This window comes from Acidovorax sp. LjRoot117 (assembly GCF_964252695.1).
GTDB lineage: Bacteria > Pseudomonadota > Gammaproteobacteria > Burkholderiales > Burkholderiaceae_C > Acidovorax.
This window is the reverse complement of record NZ_CAXUPO020000001.1, coordinates 404,616-429,216: the sequence shown is the minus strand read 5'-3', so window position 1 is coordinate 429,216 and position 24,601 is coordinate 404,616. Positions and strand designations below refer to the sequence as shown.

Annotated in this window: 29 protein-coding genes; 6 read left to right on the top strand and 23 right to left on the bottom strand. The window is 67.9% G+C overall.

Annotation, left to right across the window (positions count from 1 at the left end):
* Positions 1-162: 162 nt before the first annotated feature.
* A complete protein-coding gene (locus ACSQ3D_RS01940) occupies positions 163-705 on the top strand; it encodes a GAF domain-containing protein (protein ID WP_436125743.1) in 543 nt (180 codons plus the stop codon).
* 107 nt (positions 706-812) lie between these two features.
* On the top strand, positions 813-1,277 hold the full coding sequence (locus ACSQ3D_RS01935) for a GFA family protein (protein ID WP_436125742.1): 465 nt from the start codon (positions 813-815) through the stop codon (positions 1,275-1,277).
* Between the two features lie 59 nt (positions 1,278-1,336).
* Here the strand turns inward: ACSQ3D_RS01935 and ACSQ3D_RS01930 are convergent, their stop codons facing one another.
* The 16 genes from ACSQ3D_RS01930 to ACSQ3D_RS01855 form a co-directional block, all read right to left on the bottom strand.
* A complete protein-coding gene (locus tag ACSQ3D_RS01930) occupies positions 1,337-1,708 on the bottom strand; it encodes a YciI family protein (RefSeq protein ID WP_436125741.1) in 372 nt (123 codons plus the stop codon).
* 229 nt (positions 1,709-1,937) lie between these two features.
* Positions 1,938-2,777 carry an urease accessory protein UreD gene (locus ACSQ3D_RS01925; protein ID WP_436125740.1) on the bottom strand — a complete coding sequence of 280 codons (840 nt, stop codon included), beginning with the start codon at positions 2,775-2,777 and terminating at the stop codon, positions 1,938-1,940.
* A 64-nt stretch (positions 2,778-2,841) separates the two neighbouring features.
* Positions 2,842-4,206: an FAD-binding oxidoreductase gene (locus tag ACSQ3D_RS01920; protein ID WP_436125739.1), complete on the bottom strand. Its 1,365-nt coding sequence runs from the start codon at positions 4,204-4,206 to the stop codon at positions 2,842-2,844.
* Between the two features lie 115 nt (positions 4,207-4,321).
* Positions 4,322-5,215 (bottom strand): ABC transporter permease, encoded by an 894-nt coding sequence (locus tag ACSQ3D_RS01915; protein WP_436125738.1) that lies wholly within the window; start codon positions 5,213-5,215, stop codon positions 4,322-4,324.
* Positions 5,212-6,045 (bottom strand): ABC transporter ATP-binding protein, encoded by an 834-nt coding sequence (locus tag ACSQ3D_RS01910; RefSeq protein WP_056415798.1) that lies wholly within the window; start codon positions 6,043-6,045, stop codon positions 5,212-5,214. The genes ACSQ3D_RS01915 and ACSQ3D_RS01910 overlap by 4 nt, the downstream gene beginning before the upstream one ends.
* 203 nt (positions 6,046-6,248) lie before the next feature.
* The gene (locus tag ACSQ3D_RS01905) at positions 6,249-7,247 is read right to left on the bottom strand and encodes an ABC transporter substrate-binding protein (protein ID WP_436126167.1); all 999 of its coding nucleotides are present in this window, start codon (positions 7,245-7,247) and stop codon (positions 6,249-6,251) included.
* Positions 7,248-7,345: 98 nt separating this feature from the next.
* A complete protein-coding gene (locus tag ACSQ3D_RS01900; protein WP_056415800.1) occupies positions 7,346-8,209 on the bottom strand; it encodes a creatininase family protein in 864 nt (287 codons plus the stop codon).
* A gap of 33 nt (positions 8,210-8,242) precedes the next feature.
* The gene (locus ACSQ3D_RS01895) at positions 8,243-8,707 is read right to left on the bottom strand and encodes a RidA family protein (RefSeq protein WP_436125737.1); all 465 of its coding nucleotides are present in this window, start codon (positions 8,705-8,707) and stop codon (positions 8,243-8,245) included.
* Positions 8,704-10,035, bottom strand: coding sequence for an amidohydrolase family protein (locus ACSQ3D_RS01890; RefSeq protein ID WP_436125736.1), 1,332 nt, complete (start codon positions 10,033-10,035; stop codon positions 8,704-8,706). The genes ACSQ3D_RS01895 and ACSQ3D_RS01890 overlap by 4 nt, the downstream gene beginning before the upstream one ends.
* 12 nt (positions 10,036-10,047) lie before the next feature.
* On the bottom strand, positions 10,048-10,635 hold the full coding sequence (locus tag ACSQ3D_RS01885; protein WP_056416356.1) for an NAD(P)H-dependent oxidoreductase: 588 nt from the start codon (positions 10,633-10,635) through the stop codon (positions 10,048-10,050).
* Between the two features lie 14 nt (positions 10,636-10,649).
* On the bottom strand, positions 10,650-10,955 hold the full coding sequence (locus tag ACSQ3D_RS01880) for a 2Fe-2S iron-sulfur cluster-binding protein (protein ID WP_082485910.1): 306 nt from the start codon (positions 10,953-10,955) through the stop codon (positions 10,650-10,652).
* Between the two features lie 137 nt (positions 10,956-11,092).
* Positions 11,093-11,767 carry a TetR family transcriptional regulator C-terminal domain-containing protein gene (locus tag ACSQ3D_RS01875; RefSeq protein ID WP_056416358.1) on the bottom strand — a complete coding sequence of 225 codons (675 nt, stop codon included), beginning with the start codon at positions 11,765-11,767 and terminating at the stop codon, positions 11,093-11,095.
* Positions 11,768-11,807: 40 nt separating this feature from the next.
* Complete coding sequence (locus tag ACSQ3D_RS01870; protein WP_056416361.1) at positions 11,808-12,323, bottom strand: nucleoside deaminase; 516 nt, start codon at positions 12,321-12,323, stop codon at positions 11,808-11,810.
* Positions 12,324-12,432: 109 nt separating this feature from the next.
* Positions 12,433-12,951, bottom strand: coding sequence for a nucleoside deaminase (locus ACSQ3D_RS01865; protein WP_436125735.1), 519 nt, complete (start codon positions 12,949-12,951; stop codon positions 12,433-12,435).
* Positions 12,948-13,973: an ABC transporter substrate-binding protein gene (locus ACSQ3D_RS01860; RefSeq protein WP_436126166.1), complete on the bottom strand. Its 1,026-nt coding sequence runs from the start codon at positions 13,971-13,973 to the stop codon at positions 12,948-12,950. Before ACSQ3D_RS01860 ends, ACSQ3D_RS01865 begins: the two co-directional genes overlap by 4 nt.
* 437 nt (positions 13,974-14,410) lie before the next feature.
* Positions 14,411-14,635 carry a hypothetical protein gene (locus tag ACSQ3D_RS01855; protein WP_436125734.1) on the bottom strand — a complete coding sequence of 75 codons (225 nt, stop codon included), beginning with the start codon at positions 14,633-14,635 and terminating at the stop codon, positions 14,411-14,413.
* A 94-nt stretch (positions 14,636-14,729) separates the two neighbouring features.
* Here ACSQ3D_RS01855 and ACSQ3D_RS01850 point away from each other — a divergent pair, with 94 nt between their 5' ends.
* Positions 14,730-15,674, top strand: a complete 945-nt coding sequence (locus ACSQ3D_RS01850) for an isopenicillin N synthase family dioxygenase (RefSeq protein ID WP_436126165.1) — start codon at positions 14,730-14,732, stop codon at positions 15,672-15,674.
* A 134-nt stretch (positions 15,675-15,808) separates the two neighbouring features.
* On the opposite strand, the gene ACSQ3D_RS01845 is transcribed toward ACSQ3D_RS01850, so the two are convergent.
* From ACSQ3D_RS01845 to ACSQ3D_RS01830, 4 genes are all read right to left on the bottom strand, one after another.
* Positions 15,809-16,276 carry a ribosomal protein L7/L12 gene (locus tag ACSQ3D_RS01845; protein WP_056161507.1) on the bottom strand — a complete coding sequence of 156 codons (468 nt, stop codon included), beginning with the start codon at positions 16,274-16,276 and terminating at the stop codon, positions 15,809-15,811.
* A gap of 168 nt (positions 16,277-16,444) precedes the next feature.
* Positions 16,445-16,714, bottom strand: a complete 270-nt coding sequence (locus ACSQ3D_RS01840) for a hypothetical protein (RefSeq protein ID WP_436125733.1) — start codon at positions 16,712-16,714, stop codon at positions 16,445-16,447.
* A gap of 90 nt (positions 16,715-16,804) precedes the next feature.
* Positions 16,805-17,863 (bottom strand): patatin-like phospholipase family protein, encoded by a 1,059-nt coding sequence (locus tag ACSQ3D_RS01835; RefSeq protein ID WP_082485911.1) that lies wholly within the window; start codon positions 17,861-17,863, stop codon positions 16,805-16,807.
* 109 nt (positions 17,864-17,972) lie between these two features.
* The gene (locus tag ACSQ3D_RS01830) at positions 17,973-19,034 is read right to left on the bottom strand and encodes a patatin-like phospholipase family protein (protein WP_436125732.1); all 1,062 of its coding nucleotides are present in this window, start codon (positions 19,032-19,034) and stop codon (positions 17,973-17,975) included.
* Between the two features lie 156 nt (positions 19,035-19,190).
* On the opposite strand from ACSQ3D_RS01830, the gene ACSQ3D_RS01825 reads away from it, so the two are divergent.
* Positions 19,191-19,691: a hypothetical protein gene (locus tag ACSQ3D_RS01825; RefSeq protein WP_056161514.1), complete on the top strand. Its 501-nt coding sequence runs from the start codon at positions 19,191-19,193 to the stop codon at positions 19,689-19,691.
* The gene (locus tag ACSQ3D_RS01820; protein WP_436125731.1) at positions 19,688-20,317 is read left to right on the top strand and encodes a hypothetical protein; all 630 of its coding nucleotides are present in this window, start codon (positions 19,688-19,690) and stop codon (positions 20,315-20,317) included. Before ACSQ3D_RS01825 ends, ACSQ3D_RS01820 begins: the two co-directional genes overlap by 4 nt.
* A gap of 70 nt (positions 20,318-20,387) precedes the next feature.
* Here ACSQ3D_RS01820 and ACSQ3D_RS01815 read toward each other — a convergent pair whose 3' ends face one another.
* The 3 genes from ACSQ3D_RS01815 to ACSQ3D_RS01805 all read right to left on the bottom strand — a co-directional run bounded on the left by ACSQ3D_RS01815 (position 20,388) and on the right by ACSQ3D_RS01805 (position 23,150).
* Positions 20,388-21,155, bottom strand: coding sequence for an ABC transporter permease (locus tag ACSQ3D_RS01815; protein WP_056161518.1), 768 nt, complete (start codon positions 21,153-21,155; stop codon positions 20,388-20,390).
* A gap of 24 nt (positions 21,156-21,179) precedes the next feature.
* Positions 21,180-22,004: an ABC transporter ATP-binding protein gene (locus ACSQ3D_RS01810; RefSeq protein ID WP_436125730.1), complete on the bottom strand. Its 825-nt coding sequence runs from the start codon at positions 22,002-22,004 to the stop codon at positions 21,180-21,182.
* 114 nt (positions 22,005-22,118) lie between these two features.
* Positions 22,119-23,150 carry an ABC transporter substrate-binding protein gene (locus ACSQ3D_RS01805; RefSeq protein WP_436125729.1) on the bottom strand — a complete coding sequence of 344 codons (1,032 nt, stop codon included), beginning with the start codon at positions 23,148-23,150 and terminating at the stop codon, positions 22,119-22,121.
* Between the two features lie 335 nt (positions 23,151-23,485).
* On the opposite strand from ACSQ3D_RS01805, the gene ACSQ3D_RS01800 reads away from it, so the two are divergent.
* Complete coding sequence (locus tag ACSQ3D_RS01800) at positions 23,486-24,304, top strand: HDOD domain-containing protein (RefSeq protein WP_056415836.1); 819 nt, start codon at positions 23,486-23,488, stop codon at positions 24,302-24,304.
* Positions 24,305-24,601: the final 297 nt, after the last annotated feature.

Here is a 24,601-nt window from a genome sequence, read left to right as displayed (position 1 = left end):
GCTGGTGGATGCCCGCTGTGTGCCTGTGAATCAGCAGGTCAACAGGTCAACAGGTCAGCCGGTCAGCAGATGGGGTGGGGTGGGCAGGTGTGTTCGATTCGGTACCGAATCTACACGTCTGCTTACTGCCATCCTCACCGGTCGCGGATTAGACTGGTGGGTATGCATTTTCTCGACTACAACCCCGACGACCTGGACGTCACCATCTCGGAACTGCTGGTCGCTACCAGCGACTCCGCCGACCCCGACCTGCCCGCCGTGGTCGCCAATGTGTTGAAACTGCTGCGCACGCGACTGGGCATGGACGTCGCGTTTGTGTCCCAGATCGCCAACGGTCGCCGCACCATCGAGGTGGTGGACAGCGCGCCCGGTTTTTCGCCCATCCATGCCGGCATGTCCGACCCGGTGGAGGAAAGCTGGTGCCAGTATGTGGTCGAAGGCCGGCTGCCCGAGAAGATCGAGAACGCCAAGCCCCTGATCGCAGAGGGCAAGGTGCCGGACCCGGGCTTTCCCATCGGCACCCACCTCAGTACTCCGGTGCGCATGCCCGGCGGCGAGGTCTACGGCACCCTGTGCTGCTTCAGCCGCGGCGTGCAGCCGGATGCCGATATCGAGCGCCTGCGGTACACCGCCAATTTGCTGGCGGCCAAGTTGGCGCCGGGTGTGGAGTCCCCGCTGGAGCCATCCGCAGGCGGGCGGGGCTGAGGGGCATCAGGTGCTTGCGAACGTACTGGCCTGGCGCCGTGATCTGTCCTTGAACGTTTCGGCATGCGCACCCCGGTGGGCTGGTCTGTCTCATTGACGATACGAGAGTGGAGGCCATCTTGACCCCAGCAGATTTTGAGGGCCGCAAAGAACTTCAGGCCGCTTGCCACTGCGGTGCCGTGAGGTTCACGGTGGTGCTGACCGACGGCCTGCGCAGCGCCCGGCGGTGCAACTGCTCGTACTGCCGCATGCGCGGTGCGGTGGCAGTGTCCGCCCACCTGGACGACGTGCACGTGCAGGCGGGCGAGGACAAACTCACGCTGTACCAGTTCAACACCGGGCAGGCCAGGCACTACTTCTGCTCGGAATGCGGGATCTACACCTTCCACAGCCGGCGCTCGGTCCCCACGCAGTATGGGGTGAACGCGGCGTGCATCGAGGGCCTTAGCCCGTTCGACTTCGACGAAGTGCGTGTGATGGAAGGGCGCGATCATCCCAACGATCGACCGGGCGGCGGGCCGATCATTGCAGGCTGGCTCAGCTACCGGGACGAGCCTGGCCGCCCCCGCTGAGGGCGCGGAGCCGCTTGAGGTTCCACCGGCCGGTGCAAAGCGCTGCACCGGCCGCGACGTCACCGGGCCAGATAGAAGTCCATCGGGATGAGTTCCACAGCCCATCCCCCTTGTTCACCCAGCATGGCCGCCGGGTGCATCGACGCGATGCGCTGCGCCTCTTCGCGGCTGTCCGCCTCGATGATGAACAGGCCGCCGACCACTTCCTTCGACTCGGTGTAGGGCCCATCGCTGATGCGCGTCTTGCCGCTGTGCGGGCGCAGTGTCACCCACTGGTCCAGATCACCCAGCGACGCGGACACCAGGACCTTGCCGGTGGCGCGCATCTTCTCGTCCAGGGGTGGGCATTGGGTGACCAGTGCCTTGACGTCCTCCGGTGCCATGGCCGCGAATTTTTCGGGGGTGAAGTAGGCGAGGCCGAGGTATTTCATGGAGGTGCTTTCAGAGGGTTGATGCACTGACGACGAAGCTGACGGTCCGAAATCGACACAACGAAAAAAATTGCGCCGGATTCCTGCGCGCGCAGGTCAGGCGCTGGCGGGTGCTAACCGGCTCCGACGCGCTGCCAACCCGGCAGGTGAGGCGCCCAGAGTGTGTGCGTCCACTGCTGGCCGGCTCTGCCGGTCATCGGCTGGCGAACCGGCGCGGCCCCGCCCCTGCCTACATCGCCCAGATCCGCGGCGCATCCCCCGCCAGGTCCCACAACTGCGTCCGCCAGGCCACCCGCACGGCCTTGAGCAGCTTCATCGCCGGCTCGACCTGCGGCGCCAGCACGCGCACCACCACCATCTGGGGGTTGGGGCTGGTGGCGCCTGCGGTGGCCCGCACCTGCGGGTGCGTGTCGATCAGGGCGCGTGCGGCCTCCAGGGCAGCATCGCGCCGGGGGCGGTCCAGTGCAGTGCCGGCGGCAAAGAACAGGCTGGCCATGCAGCGCTGGCCGGCCAGGCCCAGGGGGCTTTGCAGCAGGCGCTCGTCGGCCGCATCGATCACGCCGCGCTCCAGCCACAGGCCGGGCACCTCCAGGTGCTGCACAAAGCGGCCTTGCTCGAAGGGCTGGCCGGCGTGCGGCAGGCCCAGCGCGGTCACGTCCCAGCCCATGCATTCGGCGCCGGGGGCGAGTTTCAGCGTGAGGTGGTTTTCTGCGTGGCAAGCGCTGTAGCACAGCGCCTCCAGCGGCAGCCATTCCAGGCGCGCCGCTGTGGCGACGGACAGCTGCGTGCGCTGCAGTGCCAGCGGCCCGGCAGATCGGTAAAAGCGCGTGGCGCCCGGCGTGGTGACCAGGCCGTGGGCGCCAGGGCCCACGGTGGCGGTGATGTCCAGCGTGTCGCCGCCCACCAGGCCGCCGGGCGGGTGCACCAGCACGTTGTGGCAGATGGCGTCGCCCTCGGGGTACAGGCTTTGCAGAATGCGCAGCGGGCCGTTGTGCTCGTACCGTGCCACAGTGCGGGCGTTGGGTTCTTCAACGGTGTAGTCGAGCTGCAGGCGCGCGTGCCAGGACATCGGTGTGATCTGCTACGAAATGAATAGCTGATTATGCCTATGCACCCGCCGCGCCAGGCATCCATCACGCAGCTTTTGCGACAGGCGGCACCCAGCTGCGCAGCTTGCCGGGGTTGAGCAGGCCCTGCGGGTCGAAGCGCTGTTTGGTGCCCACCACCGCCGGGTCCAGGTTGTTCTGCTTGCCGTCCTCCACGATGTAGACGTGCGGGTTGTTGATCTGCACGCCGTGGTCGCGGTAGATCTGCATGATCTGGTTCAGGCGCTCTTCGGTGCTGTAGCGGATGAGCTGCAGCCCGCTGCAGTTGAAGGCGCCTTCCTTGGTGCGCAGGAACTCCAGGTGCATCATCACCTCGCCGCCCAGGGCCTTGTCCAGCGCCTTCACCTGCTCCAGCCGGGTGGCGGGGGTAAAGCCGCTCTGGATATAGGTGAGTGTCTTGTCCACCTTCAGCGCGTGCAGGGTGGTGTGGTTCCAGGTGTATTCCAGCAGGGTCTTGTGGCTCTTTTCCACCTCGTCGGCCGTCTTACGGTAGCTCACGGTGCCGCCGTATCGGGCGGCCATGTCGCGCATGCCGTCTTCGGAGTGCGGGGCCACCAGCAGCATCACCGCATGGCAGCCCGCAGGCAGGTGCTCGGCCAGGCTGGTGAAGTAGGCGGGGATGGGCGCTGCCAGAAAGCACACCTCCTTCTTCTCCAGCCCCGGCGCGGCGCCGAAGCGGTCCGCAAAGTCGAGTGCGGCATCGAAGTCGGTGAAGGTGACGATGCATTCCGTCCACGCCACGGCGGGTGTCAGCGCCACTTCGAGCTCCAGCACGATGCCGTTGGTGCCGTAGGTGTGGTGCAGCAGCATGGCCTCGGGGCCGCGCAGCTCGATGACCTGGGGCTCGGGCTCCACCGTCATCGCGCGCACCGCCAGCACGTTGCCGGGCGCGGCCAGCGGGCCGTGGTTGATGGAGCCGGCCCCCCCGAAGCCGCCGCCGAACAGCCCGCCCAGCGTGGCGCTGCGGTAGGTGGACGGCAGCCAGCGCAGCTCCTGTCCCAGGGGCTTGGCCTGCGCGTCGAAGTCCGACAGGCGGATGCCCGCCTGCGCCCGGCCCACGCCGCCGCGCACCCAGCCAAAGCCGTTGTAGCCCGACAGGTCCAGGATCACACCGCCATGCAGCGGCGTGCTCTGCCCGTAGTTGCCGGTGCCGCTGCCGCGCACGGTGATGGGGATGTGCGCGCGTGCGCAGGCGGCCACCACCTGGCGGATCTCGTCCTCGGTGCGCGGGCGCACGGCCACGTCGCCGCGCTTGCCGGCCAGCTCGCGCTTGAGCACCGGGCTGAACCAGGCGAAGTCCTGCGACAGGCGGCCCACGCGCAGCGGATCGGCAATCCAGTCCAGGCCGGGCAGTTGTTCGGGCAGTTGGTGGGCGGTAGTGATGTTGGTCATGTCTGTCTCTCCTGTCGGTGCGGCGGGCGGTGTGTCGTGTGTGGTGGGCAAAGCGCGGCCCCCACCACGCACGCGCGGTGTCAAAAAAAGGGTGAGATCCGGGTGGGTAGTGGGATCAGTCGTGGGAGTTTTCGCTGGCGTGCCAACTGCCCAGCGCGACCCTGGTGCCCCAGGCCATCAGCGCGAACAGCGCCACGCCGGTCAGCGAGATCAGCAGCAGCGCGGCGAACATGCGCGGTATGTTGAGCTGAAAGCCCGCTTGCAGGATCTGGTACGCCAGCCCGGCGCCCTGGCCACCGGTGCCTGCCACGAACTCTGCCACCACGGCGCCGATCAGGGCCAGCCCGCTGGAGATGCGCAGGCCGCCAAAGAAATAGGGCAGCGCGCTCGGTATGCGCAGGCGCAGCAGGGTCTGCATGCGCGTGGCGCGGTTGAGCTGGAAGTAGCTTTGCAGGTCCGGCTCCACGCTGCGCAGGCCCAGCGTGGTGTTGCTGATGATGGGGAACAGCGCCACCAGCGCGGCGCAGATCACCATCGATGCCGTCGGGTCCTTCACCCAGATGATGATGAGCGGCGCCACCGCCACGATGGGCGTGACCTGCAGCAGCACGGCGTACGGGAAGAGGGCCGTCTCGATGCGCTTGCTCTGCACGAACAGGAACGAGATCAGCACCCCCGCCACCGTGGCCACGGCAAACGCCAGCACGGTGATCTTGACGGTGACCCAGAGCGAGCCGCCCAGGGCCGCCCAGTCGGTCAACAGCGTCTTGAGCATGAGCAGGGGCGAGGGCACCAGGTAAGGCGGCAGCTCCATGGCCGTGACCAGGCCCTGCCACAGTGCGATGAGCACCAGGCCCACGAGCAGCGGGTAGACCACGCGCTGCACGCGCGGTTGGGCCATGAGGGGAACGCGCGCTGCGACGGGCCTGGGCGCCTTGGCTCGGGCGGGTTGCGCGCTGCGCTCTGCAGGTGCGGGCGCTGCAGGTGCAGTAGGGTAAGGGGTGCTCATGCTGCGGTCTCCTCGGTGTCAGCGCTGGCGCGCAGCAGGCTGTCCTGCAACTGCTTGGCGTAGCGGCTGAATTCGGGCGAGACCATGAAGTCCGCCGTTCGGGGGTAGGGCGCGTCGATGCGGAACTCCTCCACCACGCGGCCGGGGCGCGCAGCCATCATCACCACGCGGCTCGACAGGAACACCGCCTCGTGGATCGAGTGCGTCACGAAGATCACCGTGAGCTTCTTCTTGCGCCACAGGTCCAGCAGGTCGGCGTCCAGCTTGTGGCGAGTGATCTCGTCGAGCGCGCCGAAGGGCTCGTCCATCAGCAACAGGTCAGGCTGGGTCACCAGGCCGCGCGCAATCGACACGCGCATCTGCATGCCGCCCGACAGGGCGCGCGGCAGCGCATTGGCAAACTTCGACAAACCCACCAGGGCCAGGGCCTCGGCCACGCGGCCATCGGCCTCGGGGCGCGGCACGCCGGCCAGGTCCAGCGGCAGGCGCACATTGGTCTGCACGCTGGCCCAGGGCATGAGCGTGGGCGACTGGAAGACGAAGGCCATCTTCTTGCCGCTCTCGTCGAGCTGCGCCACCGGCTTGTGCCACAGTTGCAGCCGGCCGTCGGTGGGCTCCAGCAGTCCGGCCACCATCTTCAGCAGCGTGCTCTTGCCGCAGCCCGAGGGGCCGAGCAGGGTGACGAACTCTCCCTCCTCGATGGTCAGGTCCACCGGCAGCAGGGCCTGCGTGCCGTTGGGATAGGTCTTCTCGGCCGACAGCACCTGCACGGCAGGCGTGGCGCGGTGGGTCGTAGCCGGGTCGGCGGGTGTGGGCTCAGCGGACTGCATGGAGTGGCCTTTAGATGGATGCGGCGGTGAAGGCTGGCCGCTGTGTCAGGGCGAGGATGTGGGCGACGGCGAGAGCGGGCGTTGCGCCTGGCCCCAACTGCTGGAAACTGGCGCGGCCCGAGCCGGCGAACGCCGAGCAAGGGCCGCCCCGCAGCGAGGGCGTTGTCCCCCTTGGGGGAAGGCGCGAAGCGACTCAGGGGGGATCAAGGCAATACCTTGAGGTCCTTGACGAAGGCAGTGCTGTAGGTATCGGCCAGCTTCACCTTGGACGGGTCGATGAGCTTGGCTTCCACCAGGAAGTCGTAGCTCGCCTTGGCGCGCGCATCGGTCATCACGCCGATGCCCATGGTGGCTGCGTCGCCGCCCGTGACCATGCCCATCTCCTTGAGCTTGGCCACGCTGTAGGCCAGCTGTTCGTCGGTCATGTTCGGGTTGTCCTTCTTGATCAGCGCATTGGCCGGGGCGGGGTCGGCCAGGTAGCTTTTCCAGCCTTCCATGGTGGCCTTCACGAACGAGGCGACGGCGGTGCCGCGCTCCTTCACGGTCTTGTCCATGCAGCTCACCGTGGTGGCGTAGGCGGGGTAGCCCTGGTCGCTGAACATCAGCGTGTTGGCCTTCACGCCAGCCTTGGCGATGGCGAACGGTTCCGACGTCAGGTAGCCCTGCTGGGCGGTGTTCTTGTCGGCCACGAAAGGCTGGATGTTGAAGGTGTAGGGCCGCGTCTGCGAGTCGCTGAAGCCGTACTTGGCCTTGAGCCAGGGCCAGTAGCCGCGCTGGGCGGACGAGCCGATCAGGATGGTCTTGCCCTTGAGGTCCTCGAACTTCTTCACGTCGTCGTGCGCGATCAGCACCTGCGGGTCCTTTTGGAAGACGGCCGCCACGGTGGTCACGGGCACGCCGCCCTCGCGCATCTGGATCATCTGCAGGTCGCTCGACCCCATCACGCACTCGGCCTGTCCGGCCGCCATCATCTGCACGATGTTGACCTGCGGGCCACCCATCTTGATGGTCACATCCAGGCCGTGCTTCTTGTACAGGCCCGTGGCCACCGCCTGGTAGAAGCCGCCGTGCTCGGCCTGCGCGTACCAGTTGGTCATGTAGGTGAACTTTTCCTGCGCGTGGGCCGGCAGGGTGCCGGCGGCACCCGCAGCGAGCAGCGCGGCTGCACCAAGTCGGGAAAGGCGGGAGGCGGTGTTCTTCATCATGGCAGTGCTCCGGTAGGGGGGTGGAGGGGGAACAGGGACGAAAAGGGATGAAAAGGGACGAAAAGGGAGGCGGGATGCGGCTGGGTTCGCAGGTTTCAAGCCAGGGCGGATGCGTGCTCCACATGCCCCGTGTGGTGGGCGCGGCCCCAGGTGGCTTCGGCGCGCGGGGCCCAGCGCAACTGGTGCAGCTCGGTGATGGCGGCGGCCCAGCTCACGGCCAGCGAATCGAGGATGGCGTGGCCCTGCTCGGCCGTGGCCGGCAGCGGGTCGCCGATGATGCCGCTGGGACCGAAGTCGCGCGCGGTCCAGGCGCAGGCCGGGCGGCCATCGGGCGAGAGCAGGGGCGACGGGAAGGCAGGCGGGTAGTTCACCACCGCGCGCTCCATGTGCACGGTGTCGGGCGCCAGGGCCAGCATCAGCGCCGTCTCGGCATGGCCGGCGTGCATGGCCAGCTTCTTCTCCTGTTCGGACAGGTACTTGCCCGCCACATGCGGCACGCGCCAGGTGAAGCTCGGGACCACGATGAAGTCGCCATGGCGCAGGCGCAGTTCGCGCGCACACATCTCCATCACCTGCGGCTGGCCGCCGTGGCCGTTGACGAACAGCAGCTTGCGAAACCCCGCGCGGTAGACCGACTCGCCCACCTCGTTCATCGTGGCCAGCAGGGTCTCGCCGCTCAAGGTGACCGTGCCGGGAAAGTGCAGGTGCTCCTCGGACTTTCCGTAGGTGATGGGTGCCATGGCAAAGGCCGGCACCTCGGCCGGCAGGCGGGCCATGGCATGGCCGACCACGCCCGCACTGATGACCGTGTCCACCGCACAGGGCAGGTGCGGGCCGTGCTGTTCGGTGGCGCCCGTGGGCAGCACGATCACGGTGTTCTCCTTGTCCGGCAGGTCGGCGATCTCGGTCCAGCTCAGGTAGGGCAGGTAGCGGTGGGGCGGGGTGTAGCCGTGCAGCATGGGGCGGGTCTTTCGTGAAGGAGGATGTGGAGGTCAGCGCAAGGGGAGGTAGGCAGTCGCTTCGACCTCGACCAGGATGTCGGCCGTGGGCAGCATGCCGGTGACCTCCACCACGGTGGAGGCCGGCGACTCGCCCGGGAAGAACAGCTTGCGCACGCGGCTGTACTGGGGAAAGTGGTCCAGGTGCTTGAAGTACTGCACCAGCTTGAACACGTCGGACATCTGGCCGCCCGCTGCCTCGACGGTCTGGCGGATGCGGTCGAGCACGTACCAGCTCTGCGCCAGGATGGGCCCCTCCTTGATGTCGCTGCTGAACTCGCCAGTGCGGCCGATCAGCGTGGCCGCCTCGTCGGGGATGTCGGCATAGCCGCGCACGATGCGGCTGGCCGCAGGGTCCACGGCAATGATTCCGGACAGGAACACCAGGTCGCCCGCGCGGCGCCAGGCGGCGTAGCGGGCCAGGGGCTGGGCGATGCCCGGGGTGGTGGGTGCGGTCATGCAAGGCTCCGTGCAGGGATGGGGGAAGGGGACGGCGTTGTACCCGCCACATGCCACGCCGCGCTGGCATGGCCACCGGCGACGCAGCCCTGGCGCAGCACCACGCGCTGCTGCGTGCGCGACGGAAAGCCCCAGCCATCGGCCTGCTGAAAAACGATCAAGTCGGCGGGCATGCCGGGCTGCAGGGGCAGGGCCTCGGGCCCGCGGCGCAGCCAGTCGCTGCGGCACAGCGCCTCGGACCAGCGGTCGAACGGCGCATCGAGCTGCGCGGCCAGCACGCCGGTGGCCAGGGCCTCCAGCGGGTCGAAGCTGCCCACGGGGCAGAACGGGTCCTGCACGTTGTCGCTGGCGACCAGCACCGGGATGCCGCGCGCACGCGCCTCCTTGACGAGGGTGATGCCGCGCTGGCGCGGTGTGCGGCCGGTCACCGCGTCCTGCAGCAGCAGGTTGGTGATGGGCAGCGTGACCAGGGTGATCGGGCTTTGCGCCACCGCGTCCAGCGTGGCCAGGGCGGTGGCCTCGTCCTGGGCGGCCAGGGCGCAGGTGTGGCCGCAGACCACGTGGCCTTCGAAGCGCAATTCCTGGAGCAGCGCGGCGGTGGTGGCCAGGCCCAGCGCGCCGGGGTGCAGTTCCTCGTCCACATGCAGGTCCACGTTCAGGCCATGGTGCTGCGCAGCCTCGAACAGGTGGCGCAGGGCCTGTGCATCCCAGTTGGTGGAATGCACGAAGCCGCCCAGCAGCGCGCCCGGGCCGCTGTCGGCCACGGTGGCGGCCAGCCGCAGGGCGGTGGCGCGCTCGGTGTACAGGTGCAGGGGGATCAGGGCTACGCGTTCGAGCGTGATGCGGCCGGCCCATTCCTGCGCCAGCGCGCGCAGCACGTTCCAGGCGAGCGGTGGTGCATCGGGCTCCCACCAATCGCAGTGGGTGCGCAGGTGCACCGTGCCCGCCTCGTACGCCCATTGCAGGGCGCGGCTGGCGCGGGCGCGGATGTCGGCCTCGGTCCAGCCCTGGCGGTCGACCATCATGGCCTCGATGGCGCCCAGCAGGCCGGGCTTGACGGTGCCCATGCGCGGCAGGGTGAAGGCCTTGTCCAGGTGGGTGTGCGCATCCACCAGGCCGGGCAGCACCAGGGCGCCGGCCAGATCCCAGGTGGCGCCTGCGGGGGCAGGCTGCGCAGGGCTGTGCGGCGCTATGGATGCGACGCGGCCCTGCACCAGGTGCACATCGGCCAGCGCGGGCTGGCTGCCCTGGGTGGGCCACTGGCGTGGCAGCAGCCAGCGCGGCAGCCGGGCGCGCAGCAGGTGGTCGGGGGTGTTGGATGCATGCATGCGACGGGGCCCTTATGCGAAGCGCGCCATGGCCTGGCCTACGCGGGCCTTGAAGGCCTCGAGCCGCGGCGGCGTGGCCACGTTCATGTGGTAGTAGGCGTGGTAGTCCACGCGCGCCTTGCCACCGGTCAGCAGGCGCATGTAGCGCGTGACGGACTTGCGCGGCGGGTCGCCCATGAGCAGCGCCGTCCAGCGCGGGCGGCCGTAGGTCACCACGGCCGAGATGCGCTGGATGTGCGTGAGCGAGGGCTTGACGTTCTGCGGATCGCTGATGTCGAAGGCCACCCCGGGCATCAGCACCCGGTCGAAAAAGCCCTTGAGCATGGCCGGCATGCCGAAGCACCAGGTGGGAAAGCAGAACACCACCGCCTGGGCCCAGAGCAGCCTGTCCACATAGCCCTGCACGGGCAGGCGGTTGCTCGGCACCTCGTGGTAGCCCAGCCGCTCCTCGCGGCTGAGCACGGGGTTGAAGCCCTCGGCATACAGGTCGCAGTCGTCCACCTCGTGGCCCGCGCCGCGCAGCTGTTGCACCACCTCGGCATGCAGGGCCGCGTTGTAGCTGGTCTCCACCGGGTGGCAATAGATCACGAGGATGCGCATGGCGGGCTCCTTCTTCAAAGATCGAGCGTGAGCGTGGGCCCGTGGCTGCGTGCGCAGCACACGGCCACATGGGTGGCCTGCTCTTCAGGGGTCAGGCAGCTGTCGCGGTGGTCGGGTGCCCCGGCCAGCCAGCGCGTGGCGCAGGTGCCGCACACACCCTGCTCGCACAGCGTGTCGATGGCGATGCCGGCGAGCTGCAGCACATCGGCCATGCTTTCGCCGGGCTCCACGGGCAGCCGCATCTGGCTGCGCGCAAGCACGAGTTCAAAGGAAGCCGGTTCCGTGGCGGGCAGCGGCGCTGCCATGGCTGGGGTTTGCATGTTTGACCACTTGATTTGATCGATTGGTCAAACTATTGCAAGTGCTGTGCCAACAGGCTTTCGGGCCGTTGCGTGTGGGCCCCGGGTCAACGCGCCGCGCTGGCGCGGCCGCTACGCCCGCCAGCGTGCAGACCTGTTCACTCTGGTGCGCAATCCGGTGCCAGGCCACAGCCCAGCAGCACAAAGTTGGTGAGCTCGCGCACGATGGGCTCGCGGTCGATCGTCTCTTCGGGCGCCAGGCCCAGCATGATGTGCACCTGCACGCCGTAGTCGGCGTAGTGCTGGGTCATGCCCCAGATCTGCATGAGCAAGAGGCGCGCGTCCAGCGGGCGCATGCGGCCCTCGGCGATCCAGCGGTCGATCAGGTCCACCTTCTGCTGGGTGGACTTCACGGCCACGGGCCAGTACCGGCCCAGGTTGCGCCCACCGCCCAGCACCTCGGTGGTGAAGATGCGCGACAGGCCCGGGTTGTCCAGCGCGTAGTCGAGCTTCTTGCGCACGTAGGTGCTCAGCACCTTCTTGGGGTCGTCGCTCTGGCTGTCGAACTGGAAGGCGCCAGACCAGCCGTTGAGCACCGAGTACAGCAGCTCCTCGTACAGCTCTTCCTTGCTGGCGATGTAGTAGTGCAGCTGCGGCTTGGTCAGGCCTGCGCGCTCGGCAATGGCCTTGGTGGAAGCGCCCTTGAAGCCATGGCGGCTGAACTCGGCAATGGCCGCCTCGCGGATCGCGCCCAGGATGCGCTCGCGCCCCTGCTTGGAGCGGCTGAGCAGGGCGCTGGAGACATTGCTGCTCTCGGCTTCGGGTTCGGTCATGGTGGCGGCTTTGGACGGCATGGGTGCCGATTCTCGCTGCTCACGATTTCCAGAAGCCCACATGCGGCGCACTGGCCTCTTCGATGAGCGCGGGGCCGATGCATTCGATGGCATGGGGCGATGCGGCGAACACGTCGCGGCACGAGAGCTCGGCATCGCGCTGATCGGGCCGCTCGCCGCGGAACTCCCGCAGACGCTCCGCGTCGATGCCAAACACCACGCGGCCGATGCCCGCCCAGTAGATGGCGCCGGCGCACATCACGCAGGGTTCGGCCGACGAATACAGCGTGGCCCGGGCCAGCATCTCGCGCGCGAAGCGCGGGCTCAACTGGCGCACGGCATTGGTCTCCGCGTGGCCGGTGCAGTCGCCGGTTTCGGTGGTGTTGCAGTAGGCCTCGGCCAGCAAGTCGCCTTCGCCGCTGATCACCACCGCACCAAAGGGCCGGTTGCCGCGCGCCCGCGCCGTGCAGGACCAGGCGATGGCCTGGCGCAGGTAGGTTCCGTCGGTGGCGCCGATGTCGGCAGGATCGTCGAACTGGCGGGGCGCTGCGGACATCAGGGCAAGCATGGGGTGTCTCCGTCTGTGGGGGTGGCTGCTGTTGCCCTCGCTATGCATTTGGCATGCCATGAACAATGTGTGACATGTCTGCGTGCCATCGGGCCACTCACGCCTTCCAGGCGCCCCGGTGTGATGTGGACGACTCCTCGATCAGCGCCGGCCCCACGCAGGCGATGGGGTGGGGCGAGCTGTTGAATACATCGCGGCAGAACAGCTCGGCATCACGCTGGTCCAGCCGCTCGCCGCGGAACACGCGCAGGCGCACCGCGTCGATGCCGTAGACCACGCGCCCGATGTTGGCCCAGTAGATGGCGCCCGCGCACATCACGCAGGGCTCGGCCGACGAGTACAGCGTGGCGCCGGCCAGGGTCTCGCGGCCGTGCACGGGGCTGGCCAGGCGCACGGCCGAGGTCTCGGCATGCGCGGTGCAGTCGCCGTTCTCGCCGGTGGAGTTCCAGGCCTCGGCCAGCACCTGGCCGTCAGCCCCCACGATCAGGGCGCCGAAGGGCCGGTTGCCGCGCGCACGGGCGGTGTCGGCCAGCGCGATGGCCTGGCGCAGGTACTTGCCGTCGCGTTCGTCCAGCGCGGCCTCCTGCTGCAGCAGGGCTTCGGTGGCTGCGCTCATGCCACCACCTTGCGGTCGGCCAGGGCGGGCAGGAAGGCGGGGTTGAACACGCGCTCGGGCGCGGGCTTGCGTGCCAGGTTGAACACGGCCGCCACCTCCTCGATCTGGTGCGCCAGCACGGCGCCCTGCACGCCGCCCAGGCCCACGGCCTGCGATTCCGCCGTCTGCAGGTACTGGCGCGTGATGGCCCAGCGCTCGCGTTCCACATCCATGTTCAGGATGGCTTCGCGCGCCTTGATGGCGGCGAACGCGGACTCGGGGTTGGCCAGCGTCTCGCGCAGCGCGCGGTTGCTGGCGCGCAGGAACGCCTTGGCCGCCTCGGGTTTTTCCTGCAGCAGCTTGCCGGCCAGGATGGCGTTGCCATACAGGTTCAGGCCTGCCTTGTTGTATTCGAGCACCGACAGATCCTTGGCTGGCAGGCGCGCGAACAGCGACACGGCCGAGTCATGAAAATAGGTGGCGGCATCCACATCGCCGCGCACCACCACGTTGTCGCGGGCACTGAAGTCCGTGGTGACCCAGTCGAACAGCTCGGGCTGTGTCTTGAGCGCGCGGGCCACCATGGGCCAGCTGCGGCGCGTGGATTCCACGGCGGCAGCCGCCACCTTCTTGCCCTTGAGCGACTGGAAGTCGGTGGTGATGCCCCGGTCCTTGCGGCCGATGATGACGAAGGGCGCGCGGTTGTAGTACTGGTAGATGGCCTGCACCGGCGTGTCGGCGTTCTGGGCGTGGAACTCGGCCAGCGAGCTGATGTCGCCCAGGCCGATGTCGTAGGCGCCGCTGGCCACGCGCGTGATCGAGGCGACCGAGCCCGCGCCCACGTCGATGATTACGTCCAGGCCTTCCTGCTTGTAATAGCCCTTGGCTTGCGCCAGGAAGAAGGGCGAGGTCTGGCTGGTAACGCGAAAGTCCAGCGTGAACTTGAGCGGAGTCACCGAGCCCTGCGCGTGCACGGCAGGAGTGCCCAGGGTGGCGGCGATGGAAGAGGCGAGGGTGGTCGAGAGAAAGCGGCGGCGTTGCATCATGGTGGTGGCCCAGGTTCGGTGGAGTGCCCGGACCGCAGGCGCATGCCGCCGCAGGACCGGATCGAACTGAGCAATTTCCGGGCGCCACCATCGCACAGGGGTGGCAGCGCTGAACGCTTCTACTCAAGGAATGCTGATGCAGGATGCGTGCCCGGTGTGGTGGGCACGCGGCAGCGCGCAGTGCGGATGCATGGCCTGCGCAGGCTTTGCCCCGAGCAGGCGCTGGAGCGGCCCCATCTGCCGTGGGTGCGAGGCGCACAGCGCGATTCGGGCAACTGGCGCAATGCGCTGGTGCAGCAGGACCGCGCTGCCCTGGTGCGGCCCCGCCCCGGTTTGGTGACGGGCTGCGTTCTGGGCAGGGGCGCCGCGGGGCAGGTGCAGGGCTTTACCGCTGGCCCGCAGCTTGCTTGCTTCAGCGCCGAGAGTAGAAGCGTTCAGACCAGCAGATCCGCATTGCGTGGGCCGGCTGGCGGGTCATTGCTCTTGAAGCCGGTGGCGGCTTGTGCGCGGTGCGCGTGCCCTTTGAGGGTCTGCGCAGGCTGCGGGCCGTTGCCATTGTTCCCTTCAAGAGCCACATGGCGCCGCGCCGCTTCTTCAGCAATTTTTGCGGCGTGCCGTGTGCCTTGTTTGCCATTGATACAACGAGGAAACCACGCCATGCACAGCAGCAGCACTGCCACCCCTGCGGCACCGTCCGTCTATGAACCCACCGTCGCGCCCGACGTGCTGGGCGAGCTCGAAAAAGAATCGCGCATGGGCGGCGCGATGGACGGCGAGACCTCCACGCGCGAAGTGCGCCGCATCGACATATCGAACTTCGACGCGCGCAAGGAAGAGATCGCCGAGCAGCTGTGGGCCGCATCGGTCGACATCGGCTTCTTCCAGGTCACGAACCACGGCATCCCCATCGAAGACATCCGCGCCGCCTTCGCGCGCGCCGAAGCCTTCTTCGGCCAGCCGCAGGACACAAAGGCCCAGTGGCCCCTGTCGCGCAACGCCGGCTGGGAGCACAAGGCGCAGATCCGTCCCTCCACGCGCACGCCGGACCAGAAGGAGTCCTACCAGGTCACGCGCCCGCGCATGGCGGGCCTGTGGCCCACCGAAGCCGAGCTGCCTGGCTTTGAGGCCGCCACGCTCGCATTCGAGCGCCAATGCTGGGAGGTGGGCATGCGCCTGCTCTCGTGTTTTGCCTACAAGCTGGGCTTCGATGCAGACTTCTTCACCCGCGCCCACCAGCCCGACCTGCCCACCTACCAGAGCACGCTGCGCATGCTGCATTACTTTGCGGTGGACCCGGCGCTCAAGGACGAGCTGGGCCTGTGGCGCGCCGGCGCCCACACCGATTTCGACTGCCTCACCCTGCTGTTCCAGCGCCCCGGCCAGGGCGGCCTGCAGGTGCTGCCCGGCAAGGAGGCCGAGGGCCGCCAGTGGACCAGCGTGGAGCCGGCCGAGGGCGTGATCACCTGCAACATCGGCGACATGCTCATGCGCTGGAGCGACGACCAGTTGCCCAGCAACTTCCACCGCGTGCGCAACCCCCTGCCGCACGAATTCCAGGGCGCGCGCTACAGCCTGGCCTTCTTCTGCCAGGCCAACGAAGACGCGGTCATCGAAGGCCCCGCCAAGAAGTACCCGTCCATCACCGGCGCGGAGTACCTGCGCCAGCGGATCAGCGCCAATTTCTCCAACAAGTACTGAAGCACCCCCTGAGTCGCCCCCAGCGCGGCGGAGCGGCCCTTGCGCGGGAGCAATGGCTTGGGCCGCGCCAGTTTCGAGCGTCGCTGGTGGCGTCCAGCGCCATGGACAACTGGTCGAACAAGAGCCGGTCGGGTTCAGCCCCCGCCGCGCATCCAGAAGTAGGCCATCACCGTGATGACCAGCACCACTGCCACCACGATCCAGTTGCCCGCCCCGCCGGCGGGCTGCTGGCCCGGCGACAGCCCGGGCGCCACAGCACCCAGGCCGATGGACGCGGGCTCGTCCATGGACTGCTCGATCGCGTCGACTCGCTCCTTGGCCTCCTTCAGGCCCAGGCCTTCGTGGTCCCGCAGCAGGCGGATGGCCTCGATCTTGTGGCCCTCGGCCAGGGCCTGGCGCACCGCGTCGGGCACGTGGGCTGGGGATGCGGCCCGCGCGGTGGTGGCAAGCTCTTCGCCGCGCTGGTGCGCATCGATCAGGTCCTTGGCCTCCTTGAGGCCCAGGCCCGTGGCTGCGCGCAGGCGCTTGATGGCTTCGATGGTCTGGCCTTCATCGAGTGCGGCCAGTACATGGGGCGGGAGAGAGGTGCCGGCATGGCGCATGGCAGGTCCTGTTCAGCGGTTGCGACCGGGCTTTCTACCATGCGCGACGCAGCCCCTGGATCGGGGGGTAGACACTTTCCGCGCCGATGGGCGCGGCACGCCGGGTTGCCGCGCCTGATCGCGCTCGAATTGGTTGCATTGGAAATCAAGCCGGCGGTAGGCCCGGTCTTAGCCGGTGAGCAGGTCGAACCATTCCCGGTACGGCGTGTTCTTCACCATCTTGCGATTGAAGTCCGACTCACCGTCTGTCCACCACACCGGTCCGCGTTCGCCGAGCGCTTTTTTTGTTTCGTCAATCTGCTCGCGCGCCTGGGCTCGCCGGGCCGCGGAGGGCTTGCCACGCAGGGCGCGTCGGGCATCCATCAGCTGCGCAACGAGTGCTGCCCGCACCTCCTCAGGCAGCGCGGGATTGGCCTTGCGCCACAGCCGGCCCCGCACGACGAAGTACCTGCCGTCTGGCGTTGTGGGGTAGGGGGGGTGGTCCGGCGACACAGCCAGTCGGCGGGTGGGCCTGCGCGCGAAGCGGGATCAGGACAGGGCCAGGTCCCGCTGCCGTGGCTGGCGCTGCTGCCAGTCCTGGGTGTGGGGCCGCAGATAGCGCTGTGCCACGTCCACCGTGGAGTGTTCGCCCAGCTGCCCGCCGTGCTCTGCCAGCCACGCATCGCAGGCACGCCGGCCGTCCTGGCGCAGCATCTCGAACAGCACGCGCCCCACGGTGCGCTTGATGGACGGCTCGGTGCCCAGCAGCCCGGCGGGCTGGTCGGGCAGGCTCAACACGTGCATGCGGATGTCGGCGTCCGGCACATTGCGGTTGATGACCTCCAGCGCCCGCAGCTCGGACACCAGCCCGCTGACGGACGCCACTTCGTTGATGCGGTTCAGAATGTTCTTGGCGGACAGCGGGGTCTCTGCGCGGTGCAGCGGGGTCAGCTCCACCAGCAGGATGTCGGTGTCCAGCCGGGCCTCGTACAGCGGCCACAGCGAGGGGTTGGCTGCGTAGCTGCCGTCCCAGTACGCCTCGCCGTCGATCACCACCGGCTGGTAAGACAGCGGCGCGCAGGCAGACGCCAGCACGGCATCGATGCTCATGTCCGCTGGGCCGAACACCCGGCCAGCACCGCTTTGCACGTGCAGTGCATTCACAAAGAGCCTGGGCGCTGCGCCTGCCTCGCGCAGCAGGGCTTCGTCCACCACGGTGTTCAGGATGAAGCGCAGCGGCGCCATGCCCATGGGGTTGGTCTGGCAGGGCGAGAGGATGGGCAGCGCGTCATCCCACACGCCCATGCCGGGCTTGCGCAGGGGCCACATGAGCAAGGTCATCAGCGAGCCCGCCTGCGCCACCTGCTCCCACAGCAGGGCCAGATGTTCCCGCGCACCGGCCCGGCCGCCGCGCGCCATGCCGGTGGCCAGCGCCGCACCGTTGAGCGCACCGGCACTGCTGCCGCTGATGGCACCGATGTCGATGTCCTCTTCTTCCAGCAGGCGGTCCAGCACGCCCCAGGTGAATGCACCCTGTGCGCCGCCACCTTGCAGCGCCAGATTCAGCTGCACCCGCCCAGGCGCTGCGCGCCGCATTGCTTTTGCCATGGTGGCCCCTTTGTGAAAAGACCATCGTATGGGGCTGCTGGTGCAGGCGTGTCAGCCAAAGGCGCGATCACGGGTGTCGTGCAGCACCCACTTGGCAGGGTTTCGCTGCTTACCTGGCTGTTGGTAGCGGGCACCCTTCGCCCATGCCCGCCATCCCTGCCAGCCGCTGCAGGCGCGAGCGGTTGTCCAGGCAGGCCTTGTACTCCGCGTCTTGTACCTTCTGCTGCGCCAACTGCGCAGCCCGCGCCCGTTCTGCCTGCAGCTGGGCAATGCGCTCACGGATCTGCGGCATCACCGCCAGGGCGGCTTTCTCGCCTTCGACGATGGCGCTGGCGCGCTGGCTGAAGTCGGCGGGGCCGATGTCCAGCACCTTGGGGCGGACGATGACATCGGCGCGGGCCAGCTCGGCCTCGCCCAGCTTCTGGCCCATGATTGCAATCGACTGGTTCAGTGCGCCGAGCATGTTGCCCGGCGTCTGGCCCCGGGCCTTGTTGGAGATGTCCACCGCAATCACGATGTCGGCGCCCAGCTGGCGCGCGGCGTCGACCGGCACGGGGCTCACGATGCCGCCGTCCACGAAGTGGTACTTGCCGATGGTGACGGGCTGGAACACGCCCGGCACGCTGCTCGATGCACGGACGGCCTGCCCGGTGTTGCCGCGCGCGAACACCGTGCGCTCGCCGTCTTCCAGGCGGGTGGAGACCACCACGAAGGGCTTGGCCATCTGCTCGAGCGGCTTGCGGCCCACCTGTTCGTTCACATAGTCCTCCAGCTTCTGACCCAGCACCAGCCCGCCGGAAGACAACTGCAGGTCGCGGATCTTGGCCTCGTCCAGCGCCACGGCCTTTTCCTGCATGTCAAAGGCATTCATGCCGCTGGCGTACAGCGCGCCCACCACGGCGCCTGCGCTGGTGCCCGAGACGACGGCGGGCGCATAGCCGTTGGCCTCCAGCATCTTGATCACGCCGATATGCGCAAAGCCCTTGGCAGCGCCGCCGCCCAGCGCGATGCCGACCTTGATGGGGCCTCCTGCGGGGGCGCCTGCCGTGGTGGTGGTGGATGTGGCCTGCGCAGTGGCTGCGGGCTGGGTCGGCGCGGTGCCGCCGCATGCGGCAAGGCTTGCGCAAACCAGGAGCGCCAACGGGCGCAAGAAGACGTTGTCCAACCGCATATGCAGGATCCTGTTCTCAACGGAGGCGGCGAGTGTAGCGGCAGGGGAACGCCATCGGCCCTTCCTATCAACCAGAACAAATTGTCACAGGCCTGTGCATCGCCGTTACCTACACTGCCACGTCCTTTTTCGGGCTGCCCTCATAACCCATCCAACATGGTCAAACCTGTCGTAGCTGTCATCCCCGGCACCATCATCGCCGGCGGGCCACTGAGCCAATCCACCATCCTTGCCGTCAACAAAGCGGCCGAAAAAACGCCTGCGCAATGGCGTCGGTTCGTGGCATACGCCTCCTTGGTCAAGGTCGGCGGCTCGCTGGCCTGGCGCGCCAACAATCCGGGCAATTTGCGTGATTCGCCGCTCAAGATCGGCAACGTCTCTGGTGCCGTGGGCGTTTTTGCGGTGTTTGCCAATATGGACGACGGCCATGCCGCGCAGCGCGCGCTCTATGTCAAGAAGTACGGGACCATGAAGGTGCGCGATGCCATCGCCAAGCTCACGCCGCCGAACGAGAACGACACCGAGCGGTATCTGCGGGAGCTGGAGAAGGCGGGCGTGGACCTGGACAAGGACGTCAACTCGCAGATCGACGTGCTGATGCCGGCTGTGGCAGCGAGTGAAGGCGTTATCGCGGGTATCGAGGTGCCACGCTCATGAAGCGCCTGGCACTTGTCGCCTGTCTTGTCGCCGTCCCCGCACTGGCGCACGCGGCAGACCAGGTCGCCGTGGGTTGCCAGCGCGTCCGGCTGGTGCTCGACGAGCGGTTCACCCCGAGCGAACGCGACCGTCTGTGGGCCAGCGGCGAGGAAGCCAGCGGCGCGCCGGCTGTGTTGCAGTTGCGAGGTTGCCAAGGCGAATTGCTCGACAGCCTGACGCTGGAAGCACCCCTGGCCAAGCTGGACCGTACCGCTTTGCGCGGCGTGCGCACCCCCACCGTGCTCGTGACGGTGGACCTGACGGCGCCGGCGGGCAGCTACAGCGGGCCACTGACCAAGCCGGTGCAGGTGGACGGCAACCGCCTGGCCTACGCGCAGGCCCGCGCCGCGGACGGCACGGTGCAGCCCATCGTGCTGGCCCAGACGGGCAAGGCAGCGTGGAAGAAGGTGCGGGTGGGGGCTGCAGACCAGTTGCTCGCGGTCCGCAGCGAGCCGCGCGATGGGGATTTCACGACCAGCTACCGCCGTTATGTCCACGGCAAGCAGGGCTGGACGGTGCGGGTCCGGTCACAGCCTGGCCTGTGGGAGTCGGACGGCGAGTTCCCTGCGCGCCGCTCGTTCCCCTGAGCGGGCGGGGCGGGCCGTGACCGGCGGGCGGTCACGGCAGGATGGGGCGCGTTGACCGCGCCCCCGAGGCTCACTCACCCTGCGACCCCCGGTGTGCCCAGCCCGTGGTGCGCTTTTCGACCCAGCTGAACAGCTCGTACATCACCATGGCCATGGCGCCCACCACCATCAGGCCGGCAAACGCCAGGCCCATCTGCATGGACGAGCCTGCCGAGATCAGCAGGTAGCCGATGCCCTCGTTGGCGGCCGTCATTTCCGACACGGTGGTGCCCACGAAGGCCAGCGTGATGGCGACCTTGAGCGAGCCGTAGAAGTACGGCATGGACCGCGGCAGGCCCACCTTGACCAGCACGTCCCAGCGCTTGGCGCCCAGCACGCGCAGCACGTCTTCCAGCTCGGGCTCCAGCGTGGCCAGGCCGGTGGCGATGTTCACCATGATCGGAAAGAAGCTGATCAGAAACGCGGTGAGGATGGCCGGCCCCACGCCAATGCCGAACCACACCACCAGGATGGGCACGAAGGCCGCCTTGGGCAGCGCGTTGAACGCGGTCATCAGCGGGTAGACGGCGGCATACGCCAGGCGCGAGCTGCCGATGAGGAAGCCGAGCAGCACGCCCACCACGATGGCAATGCCGAAGCCCGCCATGGTGACCCAGTAGGTGCGCCAGGCATGGGCGGCGATCACGCCTCCGAACTCGACCAGCTGCGTGCCGATGGCCCAGGGGCTGGGGAAGATGAATTCCGAGACGTTGAAGGCCGAGCAGATGATCTGCCACAGCAGGACGATGGCGACGAGCAGGATCCAGGGGGACCAGCGCTCCGCAGTTTTCTTGTGCATGGTGGTGGGGGCCTTGTGGGTTTCTTACTGCTGGAGGGGGGCGCCCGCTTTTCGCAGGGCACCGATGTGGCCGCGCAGCTCGTGCACGATGTCGGTGAACTCCTTGGTGTAGGTGATCTCCAGGTCGCGCGGGCGGGGCAGCTTGATGTCGCGCTGCACGACGAAGCGGCCGGGGCTTTTGCTCATCACATACACGGTGTCGGCCAGGAAGACCGACTCGCGCAGGTCGTGCGTCACCAGGATCACGTTGAATTTCTGCTCGGCCTGCAGGTCGCGCAGGATGCACCAGAGCTCCTCGCGGGTGAAGGCATCGAGCGCGCCGAAGGGCTCGTCCAGCAGCAGCATCTTGGGCTCGTGGATCAGCGCGCGGCAAATGCTGGCGCGCTGCTGCATGCCGCCCGACAGCTGCCACGGAAACTTGTCCTCGTAGCCCCCCAGGCCCACCTTCTGCAGCAGGGCGCGGGCGCGGGCCTCGTACTCCTTGCGCTTGGCCTTGAACTGGCTGCGGTGGGGCTCCACGATCTCGAGCGGCAGCAGCACGTTGTCGACCGTGGTGCGCCAGGGCAGCAGCGACGGCGCCTGGAAGGCCATGCCCGATATCTTGAGCGGCCCGGTCACAGGCTGGCCGTCGATGAGGATCTTGCCCATCGACGGCATCTTCAGGCCCGTGGCCAACTTCATGAAGGTGGACTTGCCGCAGCCCGACGGGCCGACGATGGCGATGAACTCGCCCTGCCGGATCTGCAGGTCGATGGCCTCGACGGCGAAGTGGTTCTGCGCGAGCAGCTCGTCGTTGTACGCGAGCCAGACATCGCGGAAGTCCACGAAGTAGGAGTCAGCAGCCTGCATGTGAAGAATCTGAGTAAAAATGGTCGCTACCGCTTGATGGGTAAGCGCTAGCAGCTATTGTTTTGATAGTAAGCCTGTGCGTGGTGCCCGCACAGGCTTCCGTGGCGCACCGCCTTACTTCTTCGGCAGGATGTTCAGGTCGGCGGTGCTAGGGAGGAAGCTCGCGTTCCACACGTCGTCGGCGTTCACCCGGGTCTTGGTGTTGAACGCATCGGACACTTGCGACGCCATCAGCGACAGGCGGCCGGGCACGGCCTTGCCGAAGCCTTCGGCGCGTGCGTCGGGGCTGTTGATGACGGTGTCGATGGCCAGTTGCAGACGGCGGGTTTCGAGCGGCACGTTCACGATGCCGTCACGTGCCTTCACGTGCTCGATGGAAGCGGCCGGGTTGGCGATGACTTCCTTGGCGCCCTTGGTGAAGGCGGCCAGGAAGGCCTTGATCGCGGCCGGGTTCTCCTTGATGAGCTTCGGCGACGCGATGATCACGTTGCCGTACAGCTTCACGCCGAAGTCGGCATAGGGGAGCACCACCACGTCGGCGGCCTTGGCGCCGCGGGCTTCCAGGTTGAGCAGCGAGGTGAAGGTGAAGCCGGTGATGGCGTCCACGTCGCCGCGCACCAGCATGGTCTCGCGCAGCGGCGGGTCCATGGCGGTCCACTGCACGCTGCCCACGCCGTTGGCCTTCTGGAAGATCGGGAACGCGCGGCGGCCGGCGTCGAACACCGGGGCGCCGAGCTTCTTGCCGGCCAGGTCGGCCGGCTTGGTGATGCCGCTCTTCTTGAGCGCCATGACCGAGGCGGGCGTGTTGTTGTAGACCATCATCACCGCCACGGGCTTGTTCTGCGCGTCGGGGTTGTTGGCGTGGAACTCCATCACGGCGGCCAAGTCGGCAAAGCCCATGTCATAGGTGCCCGAGGCCACGCGCTGCACGGCGCCGCCCGAGCCGTTGCCCGCGTCCACCATCACATCCAGGCCCGCGGCCTTGAAGTAGCCCTTGGCCACCGGCTGCAGGAACAGGGCGGAAGGCCCCTCGAAGCGCCAGTCGAGCTGGAACTTGATCGGCGTGGTGGCCTGTGCGTGGGCGGTGGAGAAGGTACTGGCCGTGGCCAGCAGCAGGGCGGCTTGCAGGAGGGTGCGTTTGTTCATGGAAAAGGTTCCTGTCAGAAGTCGTCGAAGGGAAGGCATGCCGGACATGCTCCGCGGGCGGGGCCGAGGGCTCGCAGCATGCCATGCTGTTTCAGTCAGCAAAAACGATGCCCGGTTTCACCGGAGCGGGGAGGGGGTGCGGGCTATTGTTCGCCAGTTTGGTGCATGCGGCTCTAGATGCTTTCCCGAAATGGTGCATGGCCTGTGGTTGCACCGCGTCGGGGCACGGCACCGTGTGCGGCACGGCACATTGGGGCAAACGCGCAGGCAGCCGGTGCGTGCCGGTGGTACAACAAAAGTCCTCATCACCAGCACAGTCCTTGGGAGGGCTTTTCATGGCGGACATCCAGGCATTCTTCGAAAACGTGCAACTACCCACCATCCCCGATGTGGCGCGCGAGCTCATCGCCACCATGAAGGACGATGACATCCCCTTTGAAAAAGTGCGCGGCGCCATCTCCAAGGACCCGGCGCTCACCGCCAAGCTGATCCGCCTGGCCAACAGTGCCCGCTTCGGCCTGCCGCGCCAGGTGGCGTCGCTGGACGACGCCATCACCATGGTCGGCCTGAACCAGGTGCGCACGCTGGCGCTGGCGTCGTGCATGTCCGGCGTGTTCAAGGACGCGCCCGGCGTGGACGCCGAGGCCTTCTGGAAGGAGAGCATGGCGATTGCGGGCTATTCGCAGTGGCTGGCGCGCACGCTGGGCTCCAACGTGCAGGAGTCGTGGCTGGCGGGCTTTCTGGTGCGGCTGGGCGAACTGATCATTGCGCAGAAGGCACCCGAGCAGATCCCTGCCATCGAGCAGCTGCCCCACCATGCCGGCGGCCGCTGGGAGCGCGAGCGCACGCTGCTCGGGTTTACCGAGGCGCAGGTCACGGCCGAGCTGGCCCGGCGCTGGCGTTTTCCGGACACCATCGTGCAGGCGCTGGAGACGGCCGAGGACCCCGTCGCCACCACCCCGTTCTGCCGGCTGGGCGGCATCCTGCACGTGGCCACGCTGCTGGCCGAGATCGGGCTGGAAGAGCCCATGTCGCCGGCCGACACCATCGCCAGCCTGCCTGCCGAGATCAAGCAGGCGCTGCAGCTGGATTCGGCCTGGCTGGCAGAGCACCTGCCACCGGTGGCGGACTATGTGGACGTATCAGTGCGCTGAAGACATAAAGCACCCCCCGAGTCGCTTCGCGCCTCGGTGCCACCGTCAGAGGCGGTGGCTCTTCGGGCACGTCCAAGCCTGCGCAGGCAGGCTTGGAGCCGCGGCCCTCAGCCCCTCTCTCGACTCGCTGCGCGCGTCGGGAGGGGCACGCCCCCGGTGCACGCAAGCGAAGCGCCGCCTCCGCGCTTAGGCGGCCCTTGCACGGGGGCCCTGGCTGGGGCCGCGCCAGTTTTGTGCGATGTGGGTGGCGCGCAGTGCTATGAATGACTGAAACGACAAAGGGGGCCGAAGCCCCCT